Below are 14,168 nucleotides of genomic sequence, written 5' to 3'. Positions count from 1 at the left end.
CGTCGCGGGGGATCTGGGCCGCGACCCCGTGGGGCACTCGCAGGATCACCCCGGGCGCGCTTCCCGGAAATGACCCCTGAGCAATTCCGGGCGCACTGCACGGCGCGCTTCTGCCCGCTTTTCCGGCGCTCAAACGGGCCTCTTGCAGAATCCTGGCGGTCCGCTACACGGAGTCGTGGGCGTCACACGCTCGTTACGGATCTGTGACACATTCCACAGTAGTGACCCTTTTGTACCGGAACTAAGGGGCACAGCAGGACATTTCTGCGTCGTACGGCCCGGATGAAGCGGCGCATGCGCGCGATACCACGGCCCCCCGGGGCGGGGTAACCCCCAAGGCCCATGCATTATTGGCCCGCTCTGGGTAAGTTGCATCTGCATGAGCACCGCAGCCGCGGACAGCGTAATGAAACGCACCACCATGAATGCAGCAAGAGACGCACAGACGAACGCAGCAGAAGCAGCCGCCGAAAAGAACTCCGAAAAAGCAGCCGCCGCAGCCGATGCGGCGACCCGTGCGGCGCGGAATTGTCCCGCGCCCCACGCCCCGGATATTCCGGAGGGCCTGTCCCTGGAGGAGCCCCGCACCGACGACGGGGCGGCCCTGTGGCGCATCGCCCGGGACTCGCGGGTCCTGGACCTGAACTCCTCCTACAGCTACCTGCTGTGGTGCCGTGATCACGCCGGCACCTCGATCGTGGCCCGGGACGCCTCGGGCGGCCCGGTCGGCTTCATCACCGGCTACCTCCGCCCCGAAGCCCCGCGCACCCTGCTGGTCTGGCAGGTCGCGGTGGACCACGGGCAGCGAGGGCGCGGGCTCGCCGCGGCCATGCTCGCCACCCTCGCCGGACGGGCCGGGCGCGCGCTGGGGGTGAACGTCATCGAGACGACCATCACGCCGGACAACGCCGCCTCCGAGCGCCTGTTCACCGCCTTCGCCGCCCGGCACGGCGCCCCGGTGGAGCGCGAGGTGCTCTTCGGCGCCGACGCCTTCCCCGAGTCGGGGCACCAGCCCGAAGTGCTGTACCGGATCGGCCCGTTCGCCTCTCCCGACGCCTCCCCCGCCCACGACAACAGCTGACACCAGCGAGACCTGGAGCACTGCCGTGACCATGACCCAGCCCGACCTGAGCGTCTTCACCACCCTGGAGTCCGAGGTGCGCAGCTACTGCCGCGGCTGGCCCACCGTGTTCGACCGGGCCCAGGGCAGCTACCTGTACGACGAGGACGGCCACCGCTACCTCGACTTCTTCGCCGGCGCCGGCTCGCTCAACTACGGCCACAACAACCCGGTGCTCAAACGCGCCCTGCTGGACTACCTGGAGCGCGACGGCATCACGCACGGCCTGGACATGTCCACCACCGCCAAGCGGGCGTTCCTGGAGACCTTCCGCGACGTGGTGCTGCGCCCGCGCGGCCTGGACTACAAGGTCATGTTCCCCGGCCCCACCGGCACCAACGCCGTGGAGGCCGCGCTGAAGCTGGCGCGCAAGGTCAAGGGCCGCGAGTCGATCGTGTCGTTCACCAACGCCTTCCACGGCATGTCGCTGGGCGCTCTGGCCGTCACGGGCAACGCCTTCAAGCGGGCCGGCGCGGGCATCCCGCTGGTCCACGGCACGCCGATGCCCTTCGACGACTACCTCGACGGCCGCACCCCGGACTTCATCTGGTTCGAGCGGCTGCTCCAGGACTCGGGCTCCGGCCTGAACAAGCCGGCCGCCGTCATCGTCGAGACGGTGCAGGGCGAGGGCGGCATCAACGTGGCCCGGGCCGAGTGGCTGCGGGGCCTGGCGGACCTGTGCGCCCGCCACGACATGCTGCTGATCGTCGACGACATCCAGATGGGCTGCGGGCGCACGGGGCCGTTCTTCTCCTTCGAGGAGGCCGGGATCGTCCCCGACATCGTCACCGTCTCCAAGTCCCTCAGCGGCTACGGCCTGCCGTTCTCGCTGACCCTGTTCAAGCCCGAGCTGGACATCTGGGAGCCGGGCGAGCACAACGGCACCTTCCGCGGCAACAACCCGGCCTTCGTCACCGCCTCGGCCGCGCTGGACGCCTACTGGACCGACGGCCAGATGGAGAAGCAGACCCTCTCCCGGGGCGAGCAGACCGAGGCCGCGCTCCGCCAGATCACCGCCGAGCACGCGGGCGCGGGCTACCGCGGCCGGGGCCTGGTGTGGGGCCTGACCTTCGACGACCCCGCGCGGGCCACGGACATCTGCCGCCGGGCGTTCGAGCTGGGCCTGCTGCTGGAGACCTCAGGGCCGCAGAGCGAGGTCGTCAAGCTGCTGCCCGCGCTGACCGTCTCGCCCGAGGAGATGGACGAGGGCCTGCTGGTGCTGGCCCGCGCCGTCCGCGAGACGGCCTGAGCGGCCCGTAACCGGCCTGAACGGCCCCCGAGCAGAAGGGAGAAGAGCGGTGATCGTACGGTCCATCGCGGACATCGAGGGCACCGACCGGGACGTGCGCTCGGCCTCGGGCACCTGGCGCAGCAAGCGCATCATCCTGGCCAAGGAGGGCGTGGGCTTCTCGCTGCACGAGACCGTCCTGTACGCCGGCACCGAGACCAGCATGTGGTACGCGCACCACGTGGAGGCGGTGTTCTGCGTCGAGGGCGAGGCCGAGCTGACCAACGACGAGACGGGCGAGAAGCACTGGATCCGCCCCGGGACGATGTACCTGCTGGACGGCCACGAGAAGCACACGCTGCGGCCGAAGACGGACCTGCGCGTGCTGTGCGTCTTCAACCCGCCGGTCACCGGGCGGGAGGACCACGACGAGAACGGCGTCTACCCGCTGCTGACCGAGGCCGGCGCCTGACCGGCGCCGTCCCGGGCAGCGGGAGCACGAGAGAAGGGAGCACATGCCGATGACCACCGCACCCGAGCGCACCGCCGACCTCTACCCCACCCGGGGCGCCACGGAGGTCGCCACCCCGCGGCAGGACCCGGTGGTGTGGTCCGAACCGGGCGCGCCGGGGCCGTTCACGGACGGCGAGCTGACCGGCTTCGCGCGCGACGGCTTCGCCACCGTGGACCGGCTGCTGACGGCCGAGGAGGTGCTGGCCTACCGGGCAGAGCTGGACCGGCTCATCGCCGACCCGGCCGTGCGCGCCGACCCGCGCTCCGTCGTGGAGCCCAAGTCCCAGGAGATCCGGTCGGTCTTCGAGGTGCACCGGATCAGCGAGGTCTTCGCCCGCCTGGTGAGCGACCCGCGCGTGGCCGGCCGCGCCCGGCAGATCCTGGGCTCGGACGTGTACGTCCACCAGAGCCGGATCAACGTCAAGCCGGGGTTCGGGGCCAGCGGCTTCTACTGGCACTCGGACTTCGAGACCTGGCACGCCGAGGACGGGCTGCCGCGGATGCGGACGGTCTCGGTGTCGATCGCGCTGACGGAGAACCTCGACACCAACGGCGGGCTGATGATCATGCCGGGCTCGCACCTGACGTTCCTCGGCTGCGCGGGCGAGACTCCCCGGGACAACTACAAGAAGTCGCTCCAGATGCAGGAGGCCGGAACGCCCTCGGACGAGGCGCTCACCGGCTTCGCCGACCGGCACGGCATCCGGCTCTTCACGGGTCCGGCCGGATCGGCGACCTGGTTCGACTGCAACTGCATGCACGGCTCGGGCGACAACATCACGCCCTATCCGCGCAGCAACGTGTTCATCGTGTTCAACAGCGTGGAGAACGCGGCCGTCGAGCCGTTCGCGGCGCCCGTGCGGCGCCCGGAGTTCATCGGCGCGCGGGACTTCACCCCCGTGGGGTGAGCCGCGCGTGAGCCGCACCCGTCGGCGCGGGCCCGCCCTGGGGCCGCGCCGACGGGTGCGGAAGAATGCCGGGAACCACGCAGGGCGACCGGGTCGATCGCGGCCGGGAAGGGAGTGCCGGGTGACGGACACGGGTGCGGGAACGGGAGCGGCGACGGCCGCGGCGGGGACGCCGGAGCCGGGGCCGGTCTTCGTGTTCATCGGCGGGCTGCACCGCAGCGGCACCACCCCGCTGGCGCGGGCGCTGGCCACCCATCCGCAGGTCAGCGGCTTCTCGGAGACGGGCGCGAAGGAGGACGAGGGCCAGTACCTGCAGACGGTCTACCGCCCCGCGGCCGAGCGCACCCGCTCGGGCCCCGGCCGCTTCGCCCTCTCCCCCGCCGCGCACATGACGGAGGACTCGCCGCTGGCCCGCCCGGAGAACCGCGAACGGCTGATCGCCGAGTGGGGCCGGCACTGGGACCTGGGGCGGCCGTTCCTGGTGGAGAAGTCCCCGGCCAACCTGATGATGACGCGCTTCCTCCAGCACCTCTTCCCCGAGGCCCGGTTCGTCGTCATCGCCCGCCACCCCGTGATCGTCACCCTGTCCACGAAGAAGTGGGCCCCGCGCACCCGCCTGTCCACCCTTTTCGAGAACTGGTTCCGCGCCCACGACACGCTGCGCGCGGACGCCCCCCGCGTCGCGCGGCTGCACACGCTCTCCTACGAGAACCTGGTGGCCCGTCCCGAGGAGACGCTGGAGGGCGTGCGGGCGTTCCTGGGCCTGGACGGGCCGATAGCAGCCGGGAGCGTCCAGGACCGCAGCGGCCCCTACCGGGAGCGCTGGGAGGCGATGGCGCGGGCCTCCGACCCGCTGGGGCGGCGCCGGTTCCGCTCGCTGTGCGAGCGCTTCGAGGCGCGGGCCAACGCCTACGGCTACAGCCTGCTCGACCTCGACCGGGTGCCGCCGCCCTCGGCCCCCTGAGACCTGGAGTCGCGCGCGGGGCTCGCTGGGCCGGGGTCCCCGCGCGGGGCCGGCCGTCGGGCCGGCCCCGCGCCCTCGACTCCCCTTCCCGCCCGCCCCTCACGCCCCGAAGGTCAGTACGCGCCCCGGGACCTCACCACGGCGAAGAGCGTGCGCCACAGGATCATCGCGTCCAGGGCCAGCGACCAGTTCTCCACGTAGCGCAGGTCGATGCGCACCGTCTCGTCCCAGGACAGGTCCGAGCGCCCGCTGACCTGCCACAGCCCCGTCATCCCCGGCTTGACCACAAGACGCCGGTACATGTCGCTCGGGTACTGGGCGACCTCGCTGGGCAGCGGCGGGCGCGGACCGACGAGGGACATGCTCCCGCCCAGGACGTTGAACAGCTGCGGCAGCTCGTCCAGGGAGTAGCGGCGCAGGAAACGGCCCAGCGGGGTGACGCGCGGGTCGTCGCGCATCTTGAACAGGACGCCGTCGTGCTCGTTGGCCGAGCGCAGCTCCGCCACCCGCTCCTCCGCGGCCATGTACATGGAGCGGAACTTCAGCACGGTGAACGCCTCGCCGTCCCGCCCGATCCGCGTCTGGCGGAAGAGCGCGGGGCCCGGGCTGGTGAGCCGGATGGCCAGGCCGATGGCCGCCAGCAGCGGGGAGATGAGCAGCAGGATGCAGAACGCGCCCGCGCGGTCGATGAGTTCCTTGGCCACGCGGCGCCCGCCCGAGAGGGTGGGGTGGTCCACGTGGACCAGGGCCAGGCCGTCCACGGGCCGGATGGTGGTGCGCGGGCCGGCCACGTCGATCAGCGCGGGGGCCACCAGCAGGTCCACGCTGCTGCGCTCCAGCTCCCAGGCCAGCCGCTGGAGTTCGGCGCCCTGCAGCTCGGGGCAGGAGAGCACCGCGACGGTGTCGGCGCGGGCCTGGTCCACGGCGGTGGCCACGTCCGCGAAGGAGCCGTGCACGGGCACGTCGATGCCCTCCACCCACGGCTGGTGGGGCCGGGCGGTGGGCAGGCAGGCGCCCACGATCTGCATGCCGTGATAGCGGTGGCGGTGCAGCTCCCTGGCCAGCGCGACGATGGACTGCTCGTGGCCGACGGCCATCACCCGCTGCATGAAGCGGCCCGAGCGCACCCTGCCGCGGTGCATCCACTTGCGGATGGCGTAGCGGACGGTGAGGTCCAGGACCACGGCACCGGGCAGGGCGAGGGCCAGGTAGCCGCGGGAGACCTCCAGCTTGGCGCCGTAGGAGACGACGGCGACGGCGGAGGTGACGGCCGCGCCGGTGAGCAGCGTGCGCTGGTACTCCTCGGGGCCGATGAAGAGGAAGCGCGGGTCGTAGGCGCGGGCCAGGGCCTGGAAGACGACCCAGATCAGCGGCAGGGCGGCCACGGAGAACAGCAGGTAGGCGAGGTGGCTGGCGCCGAAGCGCAGCACCCAGGCGAGGACGCCGGCGGCGCCGGCGACGGCGGCGTCCGCGGTCACCAGCAGGATGGCGTACCGGCGCTTCCACCGCAGGGTCCTGGCCGCGCCGGTGGCGCGCGGGGCCTGCTTGCGGACGGCCCGCAGCGGGCGGGCGGCGGACGCGCGCTCCGGAGCGGCGGCGGGCGTGGCCGGGGAGTGCGGCACCAGCGGGACGGCCCCCTGCTGGGGGGTGGGGGCGGTCATATCCGCACCGGCGAGGGCGAGGACGGCGCGCGGCGACGGGCGGCGGCGGCCGGGCGGAAGGGGCGGGCGAGCGGCGGAGAGAATGTCATGACGGGGTGAACTTCCGGGGATGAAGAGACGGATGGGACGGAAAGGGGCGACAAAGGGGACCGTTGAGGGGCCCTGGGGGTTGTACGCCGCGCGGCACAACGTGCGCAGTGGGTATGCGCGGTGGGTGAGCGGCTGCGGAGTCTCAGCGGTAGCGGGAGACGTAGGGGTGGCGTCCGGCCGCGCTCCACTCCTCCATCACGGCGGGTTCGTCCGTGACGCGGGTGTCGCACTTCTTGTGGGTGTCGAAGAGGTTCACGGCGCGGATGCGGGGGTAACGGCGCAGCGCCGGCACGAGGTTGCGGTACCAGCGCGCCTCGGCCTCGGGGTCGCGCGGGTCGGCGACGGAGCCGTACTCGGCGAGCATCCAGGGCTTGTCGCCGAAGCCGTTGTCCTCCAGCCACTCGTACCACGGACCGATGGTCTCCTCGGGCGTGCGCCAGTCGAGGTTGCGGCAGACGTAGTAGTTGAAGGGGTCCCAGCCGATCCAGTCCACGTAGGCGTCGCCGGGGTAGAAGGACCGGATGACGTCGGCGTGGCCGGTCCAGCCGACGCTGACCCACACCCAGCGGACGTTGTCGGCGCCCTCCTCCTCGAAGATCTCGTGGACGTGGCGCCAGGCGCGGACGTAGTCCTCGCCCTCGCCCTGATTGGGGTGGCGCTCGCCCTCGGCCTCGTGGTCGAAGGCGAGGAAGACAGGGCGGTCCCACCGCGCGAGGCGGCGGGCGGCGGGGCGGACCACCCGCTCGTCGTGCAGGCCGGCGGCGACGTCGTCCCAGGTGGCGCGGCCGGCGCCGTCGTGGCGGCGGGTGGTCCAGTTGTAGAAGAGGATGCGGCCCTCCTCGCCCAGCCGCTGCTCGTAGCGGGTGGGGAAGACGCCGGAGGCGCCCGTCCCGGAGAAGTCCTTGTAGCGGTGGACGACGTCGAACGGCCGCCCCGCGTCCTCCTCGATGCCGGTGATGTCGCGGTAGAGGTTCCCGCGGCCCTCGCGGTTGGTGTAGATGCCCCACAGCAGGCCGCAGTCGGCGACCAGTTGCTCGTCGAGGGCGCACCGCGGGTCCCCGGCGGCCTCGGGCGAGCCGGAGGCGGGCGGCCCGGAGACGGTGAGGGCGCCGAGGACGGCGGCGACGAGGGCCGCGGCGACGGTGCCGCGGGCGCGGCGTCTGCGGTGCCGCGCCGGGCGGGGCGCGCGGGCGGCGGTGACGGCGGCGGCGGCGCGGAGCCTGGGCAGGCGTCCGGACAGAGGCATGGCCGTGCTCCCTTCCGTGAGGGGCGGTCCGGTATGGGGCCCCGCGTCGGGGGCCCGCGGGTCAGGGGTCGGGGGCGGCGCGGGGGCCGGCGCTCAGCAGCGGGGCGGCCTGGACGTGGACGCGCGGGTGGCGGGCGTTCTCCCGCAGGGCGACCGCGCCGGCGATCATGGCGATGATCAGGCCGGAGTCCATCAGGCCGTAGTAGAAGGTCATCACGGTGGTCATCAGCAGCACGACGTGCGTCCACAGCGCCGTGGCGGTCGGGGCGCGGCGGGTGCGCCAGGCCAGCAGGCAGAACCAGCCCAAGAACAGCGCGGCGCCAAGGAAGCCGTGGGAGAAGAGGACGTTCCAGAACTGGCCCTGGGTGCCGACGGCCGGGACGCCCTCGCCGAGCACCGAGGGGCGCGGCGCGCCGTAGCCGAACAGCGGCGCGTCCAGCGTACGTTCGAACGCCTCCCGGTAGACGGCCAGGCGGGTCTCGTTGGTCTGGCTGTTCTCCACCCGGGAGGCGACCCGGTCCTGGAGGCCGAGCGCGGCGCCGACGCCGAGCGCGGCCACCAGCAGGGCGCCCAGGGCCAGCAGTCCGCGGGCGTTGCCGCGGGCGGCCATCCGCAGCGCGGCGTACGCCAGGCCCAGCCCCAGGGCGATGAACATGCCGCGGTTGACGGTCAGGAAGGCCGGGACGAGGGAGAGCGGCAGCAGGATCAGCACGACGCGGAACGCCCGGGTGCCGCGCAGGAGTCCGAGGGCCAGCAGGACGAACGGGATGAGCTGGGCGTAGGTGTGGCCCCAGCCGTTGGTGTAGGCGAAGGGGGCGGAGGGGCGGGGCTCGTTCTGCCAGAAGCCGTCGGGGTTTCCCTGCGTGAAGCGGGGGGTGACCATGTGCGAGACCAGCTCGTTCGCCTGGAGGCCGGCGGGCATCAGGCGGGCCATGGGCGTGGTGAGGGAGCCGTGGGGCATCAGCACGCCCAGGTAGCCGCCGGCGATGACGGCGGCCCAGTAGACGGTGAGGGCGATGGCGATGCGGCGGGTGGGCAGGTCGCGCTCGGTGCCGTTGTAGACGTAGAGGAAGATGACGGTGGCGGCCAGGTAGATCAGGGCCCGGTAGCAGAAGCCGATCATCCGGCCGCCGGTGTCGACCTGGGCGGCCGAGGCGAACATCCAGACCAGGAAGAGCAGCCACACGCCGAAGCCACGCGGGGCGCGCAGCTCGCCGTGCCGGATCAGCAGCACGGTCATCGGCAGCGCGAACAGCGGCCAGATCATGTCGCCCAGGCCCAGCACCCACCACAGCGGGAAGACGACGAACAGCGCGTACAGCGGCCAGCGCGGCAGTGGCCGCCCGGGGCCCGAGATCCACCGCACGGCCCGGGGCGCGGCCCCGGGACCCGGGCGCGGCGGCGCGCTGCCGGGGGCGGGCGGCGCGGGCGGCGCGGTCATCAGATGCCCCGGCCCGCCCGGTGCGCGAGCCGGACCAGGGTGTCGGCGCGCACCAGCCCGGAGCCGGCCAGCAGGGCGGCGTAGACGCGCTGTTCACGGGGGTTGTGGCGGAACGCCTGACGCGCCCAGCGGCGGGAGGCGTGCCTATCGCCGAGCCCCGCGTAGGCGAAGGCGAGCTGGGCCTCGATGCGGGCGATGCCGATGGGGTCGGCGCGGAAGTCGGGGTGCTTGGCGACGAGGTAGCGCAGCGCGGAGATGATCATCGGCCAGCGGTCGGAGAAGAAGGACCTGGCGTGCCACAGCACGCGCACCAGCGGCTGGTGCACGGCGCGGACGGGCCCGGCGTCGGCGGCGCGCAGCAGGAACTCGTAGTCCTCGCCGTAGCCGCCGGGTATCTCCTCATCCACCAGGCCGATGCGCTCCAGCACGACGGCTCGGCGCGCCAGGACGGTGCTGGGGTGGACCTCCATGATGCGGTCGCGCAGGAAGTCGGCGCGCTCCAGCGGGCGGTCGGGGGCGAGGCGGGGGAAGTCCCGGCCGTCGTGGGCGACGACGATGCCGGTGGAGACCAGCGGCGTGTCGGGGTACTCGGCCAGGAGGCGGGCCTGGGCGGCGAGTTTGCCGGGCAGCCACTCGTCGTCGTCGTCACAGAACGCCACCAGCTCGCCCCCGGCGGCGAGGATGCCGGTGTTGCGGGCGCCGGCCAGGCCGGGGGCGCGGTCGTTGCGCAGCAGCCGCAGGGTGCGGCCGGGGCCGGTGGGCGCAGGGACGGGGACGGGCTCGGAGCGGTCGAAGACGACCAGGCACTCGACCGTTCCCTCGTACTCCTGCCCCAGGATGGCGGCCACGGCCCGCGCCAGCAGCTCGGGGCGGTCCCGGGTGGGCACCACGACGCTGACGGTCGGGGCTCCGGACCCGAGCGCGGGGGCGGCGGGACGCGGGCTGTCGGTCATGGCGGGGGCACCTCGTCGCTGGCTGATCGCCGGCCGTCTCGCCGGCGCTGTCGCGGGGTTGTCGCGGGGTTGTCGCGGCTGATCAGTATGGTCGGAGCGCAGGGGAAGGCTGAATATGCGGCACGATACGGGCGCCAACCTTCCGAAATTTTGTTCATACGGTGCTTATATGTGCACCGAATTAACGTGGGGCCGGGCCGGTGGCCCCGAGCCCCCCGGGTATCGTCGGGCGGACTGCCCGTGCGGTCGCACTCCGGGAATGACAAAGCCGAACGCGTTATTTTACGCGTCATTTGACGAGAAGGTGCTGACGAGGGTTCATGAATGGCGCATCCGACCCGCAATCCGTCGATGTCCGGCATTACGCCGCCGTGCCGGTGCGCCGGTGGCGCGTCGTGCTCGCGGTCGCGCTGCTCGGCCTGGCCGTCCTCGCGGGCTCCCTGTTCCTGCTGCCCGCCTCCTACGAGGCGGCGGCCGTGGTGCGGATCGACCCGGTGGGCACCGACCCCTTCGCGGCGGGCCGCTCCCCCGACCAGCTCGTGAACGCCGAGGCCGAGGCGCAGAACGCCCTCTCCTCCGAGGTGGCCGCGCGCGCCGCCGAGCTGACGGAGCGGGAGGAGGAGCCGGCCGCCCTGCGCTCGGGCCTGGCGGTCACCGCCGCCGCGGACACCGCCTCCCTCACACTGGCCTACCGGGCCGGCACCCGGGCCGCCGCCGTCGAGGGCGCCGCCGCCTTCGCCACCGCCTACCTGGAGGTCCGCGAGGCCCAGGCGCGGGCGCGGCAGGAGGAGATGCTGACCGGCGCCGAGGAGGCCCTGGCGGAGGCCGAGGCCGAGCTGCGGGCCGCCGAGGCGGCGCTGGCGGGGGCCCTGACGGGCTCGGCCGAGGCCCAGCAGGCGGAGGGCGAACGCCAGTTGGCCCAGCGCAGCGTGCAGAACCTCAGCGACAGGCGCGGCCAGTTGCGCTCCCTGTCCTTCACGCCCGGCACGGTGCTGCGCGAGCCGGAGAACGCCACCCCCGCCGGGCCGTTCGGCGGCGCGGCCTTCCTCGGGGCGGGCACCCTGGCGGTGCTGATCCTGGCGGTGGCGGCGGCCTTCGCCCGCGACCGCTTCGACCGGCGGCTGCCGGGCGCCCGCGAGGCGACCGCGCTGACCGGCGCCCCGGTGCTCGCCGAGATCCCGGCCGGGGCCGCGCTGCCCCTGGTGGACGACCCCGAGAGCCGGGCCGCGGAGGCGTACCGGGAGCTGCGGGCCCAGCTCGCGGCGGCGCTGCGGCGCCGGGAGTCGCGGGTGGTGCTGGTGGTGGACCTCACCGCGGGCGCGCGGGCCGGGCGGCGCGGCACGCCGGGCGCCAACCTGGCGGTGGCGCTGGGCCAGGCCCGCAACCCCGTGGCGCTGCTGGCGCCCGGCTGGCGCGGCGGGCAGGCCGCGGGCCCGGGCCCGCTGGCGGCGGCCGAGGGCGCCGTTCCCCCGGCGGGGGCCGGGCACGGCGGCCCGGACGCGCTGGACGCGCTCGGCGGCGGCCCCGGCCCGGTGCTGCGCCCGACCGCGGTGGGCGGGCTGCGGGTCGCCTTCGACGGCGACGGCGGCCTGCGCGAGCTGCTGGGCAGCGAGGACTTCCGGATGCTGGTGACCCGGCTGACGGATCACCTGGGCTGGGTGGTGCTGGACGCCTCCGGCGAACTCAGCCGCTCGGAGGTGCTGTCGCTGGCCGGGGCCGCGGGCGCCGCGCTGCTGGTGGCGGAGGCCGGGTTCACGCCCCGGGCCGACCTGGCGACCCTCACCACGTCCCTGGAGCGCCTGGGCACGCCCGTGGCCGGCTGCCTCCTGGTCACGGCCACCGGGCGGCGCCCGGCCCCCCGCACGGGCGGGCGCCACCGCACCGGCCCGGTCCTCGCGCCGTTCCCGGAGACGGACCCGCCGGCCGGGGAAGGCCCGTTCCGCGAAGGCTACGCAGGTCCCTCGGCCCCGCCATCCGTGCCCGGATCAGGCGGCACGCCTCACCCCGACCGGCCATTCCCCGGCCCCCGGCCCGGCGTTCCCGGACCCGGAGCGGACGGCACGGGCCCCGGCGATCCCGGTCTGGACGGCATCGGCCCCGGCGTTCCTGGCCCCGGCGTCCCCGGGCGAGGCTGAGGCCGCGGCGCCCCGGCATCACCCGGCGACCCCGGCCCCGACTTCCCCGGCATCGCCCGGCGGGGCGGAGCGGCCGGGCTAGGGGCCGTTCCCGGGCCCCGGCCCGGCCGGCGGCGGACCCGGGCGGGGCTCAGGCACCGTGCCGACGCGCACCGGGCCGCCGCGCACCGCGCGCCCGCCCCGGGCGCGTACGAAGTCCACCAGCGAGGGCAGTTCGAGCGCGTCGCGGAAGGCCCACAGGGCGGCGGCGTAGACGGCGCAGGAGGCGGCCAGGTAGGCGGCGAACGCCCCGGGGCCGGAGCCGGCCAGGGCGCGCACCGCCACCCCGCCCGCGCCGAAGACCAGCGCCGAGAGGGCCGCGCCGAGGAAGAACCCCCGGCCGTGGCCGCGCAGTCCGATCAGCACGCGCACCTCGTAGAGCCCCATCAGGCGCTCGCACAGGATGCTCGCCGCCCAGGCCCAGGCGGCGCCGATGATGCCGTGGTCCGGGACCAGCAGCAGGTTCAGGCCGACGTTGACGGCCAGCGCCACGACCGTGTTGGCGGCGTTCCAGCGACTCTTGCCGGCCATCAGCAGCACGGTGTTGACGTTGCCGGTGGCCAGGCTGAAGAGCATCGCGACGGCCAGCACGGACAGGGCGTCCGCGCCCTCGGAGAATTCCCCGCCGAAGACGCGCAGGACCTGGGGGCCGAAGGTGGCCAGCACCAGGTAGAGGGGCCAGGAGGAGGCGGTGATCCACTGGGTGGTGGCGCGGTAGAGGGTCTCGGCCCGCCGCGTGTCGCCCACCGCGAGGGCGGCGCCGATCTGCGGCTGGGTGCCCAGGCGCATGGCCTGCATGACGAGCGTGCCGGTGGTGACGAACCGGCTGGCGGCGGCGTAGACCCCGGCCTCGTGGGCGGAGCGCAGCGCGCCGACGAGGATGACGTCGAACCAGACGATGGACTGGGTGAACGCCTGGGCGAAGCCCCGCCCGGCCGCGTAGCCCCAGAACTCCCGCGCGATCGCCCCCAGCGGACGCGGCGCCCGCGAACCGCCGCCCGCCTCGGCGGCGTTGACACCCGTGGCCTCCCCCGCCGCGTGGCGGCTCTCGGCGCGGCGCAGGCCGCGGAACAGGGCGAGCAGGGCGAGGGGACAGACGAGCAGCAGGGGCACGGCCCAGGCCAGGGGCACGGCCAGGCCGCCGAGGCCGAGCAGCAGCACGAGGGCCACCAGCGCCACCCGGCCCAGCGGCAGGGCGAGTTGCTGGAGCAGGACGAACGTGCGCAGCCCGCCCAAGCCGCGGGTGGCCTGCACGGCGATCAGCCCGAGGATGGCCAGGACCAGGAAGGGCGCGAACAGGCGCAGGTAGCCGGTGCCGTCGTCCCGGTGGGCGGGGTCCACCAGGAGCCGGGAGAGCACGGGGGCGGCCAGCCACACGGCCGCGGCCAGGACGAGGGCGGCGGCCAGGGCCGGGCCGAGGGCCACGGCCAGGACCCGCCGCAGCTCGGGGACCCGGCCCAGGGCGCGGGCGCGGGTGGCGGCGTAGAGCAGCGCGGTGTCGGCGCCCGCGGTGCCCACGGCGGCCAGGATGGTGAAGAGGGCGAAGGTCTCGAAGAAGACGCCGGCGCCGGCCGGGCCCAGGCCCCGGGTGACCACGGCGGTCAGCAGGAAGCCGCCGAGCGCGGCGACCCCGGCCCCGGCCAGGCCCAGGGCGCCGCCCCGGGCGGCCCCCGCCAGGTCGGCGCGGCGCCCGCCGGCGCGGCCGGGGGCCGGGCCCCCGGCCCCCTCGGTGCCTTCGGTCCCCTCGGTCGTGGTGGTGGTCAGGGCCGGCCCCTTCCGTGCTCCGCGGGCGACCCGCGTCGGCTGTCTCGGCTGCATCCCTGGCCCATGCCTGGCGGAGTGTAGCCAGCGGCGCGCGGGCCGGGGGGAA

The 14,168-nt window shown here is 74.5% G+C and carries 11 protein-coding genes; 6 read left to right on the top strand and 5 right to left on the bottom strand.

Annotated elements, in window-relative coordinates; genetic code table 11:
* Window positions 1–553 precede the first annotated feature (553 nt).
* From ectA to RM780_RS07310, 5 genes are all read left to right on the top strand, one after another.
* Window positions 554–1,081, top strand: a complete 528-nt coding sequence (gene ectA, locus RM780_RS07330) for a diaminobutyrate acetyltransferase (RefSeq protein WP_311629735.1) — start codon at window positions 554–556, stop codon at window positions 1,079–1,081.
* Window positions 1,082–1,106: 25 nt separating this feature from the next.
* Window positions 1,107–2,369, top strand: coding sequence for a diaminobutyrate--2-oxoglutarate transaminase (ectB, locus tag RM780_RS07325; protein ID WP_311629702.1), 1,263 nt, complete (start codon window positions 1,107–1,109; stop codon window positions 2,367–2,369).
* Between the two features lie 49 nt (window positions 2,370–2,418).
* On the top strand, window positions 2,419–2,820 hold the full coding sequence (locus tag RM780_RS07320) for an ectoine synthase (protein ID WP_311629701.1): 402 nt from the start codon (window positions 2,419–2,421) through the stop codon (window positions 2,818–2,820).
* 49 nt (window positions 2,821–2,869) lie between these two features.
* Window positions 2,870–3,769: an ectoine hydroxylase gene (gene thpD, locus RM780_RS07315; RefSeq protein WP_311629700.1), complete on the top strand. Its 900-nt coding sequence runs from the start codon at window positions 2,870–2,872 to the stop codon at window positions 3,767–3,769.
* Window positions 3,770–3,890: 121 nt separating this feature from the next.
* Window positions 3,891–4,733: a sulfotransferase family protein gene (locus RM780_RS07310; RefSeq protein ID WP_311629699.1), complete on the top strand. Its 843-nt coding sequence runs from the start codon at window positions 3,891–3,893 to the stop codon at window positions 4,731–4,733.
* Between the two features lie 113 nt (window positions 4,734–4,846).
* On the opposite strand, the gene RM780_RS07305 is transcribed toward RM780_RS07310, so the two are convergent.
* From RM780_RS07305 to RM780_RS07290, 4 genes are all read right to left on the bottom strand, one after another.
* Window positions 4,847–6,394, bottom strand: a complete 1,548-nt coding sequence (locus tag RM780_RS07305) for a sugar transferase (RefSeq protein WP_311629698.1) — start codon at window positions 6,392–6,394, stop codon at window positions 4,847–4,849.
* Between the two features lie 232 nt (window positions 6,395–6,626).
* A complete protein-coding gene (locus RM780_RS07300) occupies window positions 6,627–7,730 on the bottom strand; it encodes a glycoside hydrolase family 26 protein (RefSeq protein ID WP_311629697.1) in 1,104 nt (367 codons plus the stop codon).
* A 61-nt stretch (window positions 7,731–7,791) separates the two neighbouring features.
* Entirely contained in the window at window positions 7,792–9,171 is a 1,380-nt protein-coding gene (locus RM780_RS07295; protein ID WP_311629696.1) for an O-antigen ligase family protein, read from the bottom strand.
* A complete protein-coding gene (locus RM780_RS07290; RefSeq protein WP_311629695.1) occupies window positions 9,171–10,124 on the bottom strand; it encodes a glycosyltransferase family 2 protein in 954 nt (317 codons plus the stop codon). The genes RM780_RS07295 and RM780_RS07290 overlap by 1 nt, the downstream gene beginning before the upstream one ends.
* A gap of 320 nt (window positions 10,125–10,444) precedes the next feature.
* Here RM780_RS07290 and RM780_RS07285 point away from each other — a divergent pair, with 320 nt between their 5' ends.
* On the top strand, window positions 10,445–12,259 hold the full coding sequence (locus RM780_RS07285; protein WP_311629694.1) for a hypothetical protein: 1,815 nt from the start codon (window positions 10,445–10,447) through the stop codon (window positions 12,257–12,259).
* 78 nt (window positions 12,260–12,337) lie between these two features.
* Here RM780_RS07285 and RM780_RS07280 read toward each other — a convergent pair whose 3' ends face one another.
* Window positions 12,338–14,116 carry an MATE family efflux transporter gene (locus RM780_RS07280; RefSeq protein WP_311629693.1) on the bottom strand — a complete coding sequence of 593 codons (1,779 nt, stop codon included), beginning with the start codon at window positions 14,114–14,116 and terminating at the stop codon, window positions 12,338–12,340.
* Between the last annotated feature and the right edge of the window lie 52 nt (window positions 14,117–14,168).

It is taken from the genome of Streptomyces boetiae, assembly GCF_031845405.1.
Lineage (GTDB): Bacteria > Actinomycetota > Actinomycetes > Streptomycetales > Streptomycetaceae > Streptomyces > Streptomyces boetiae.
Note: the sequence above shows the minus strand (reverse complement) of the source record. Positions and strands in the feature narration are given on the sequence as shown.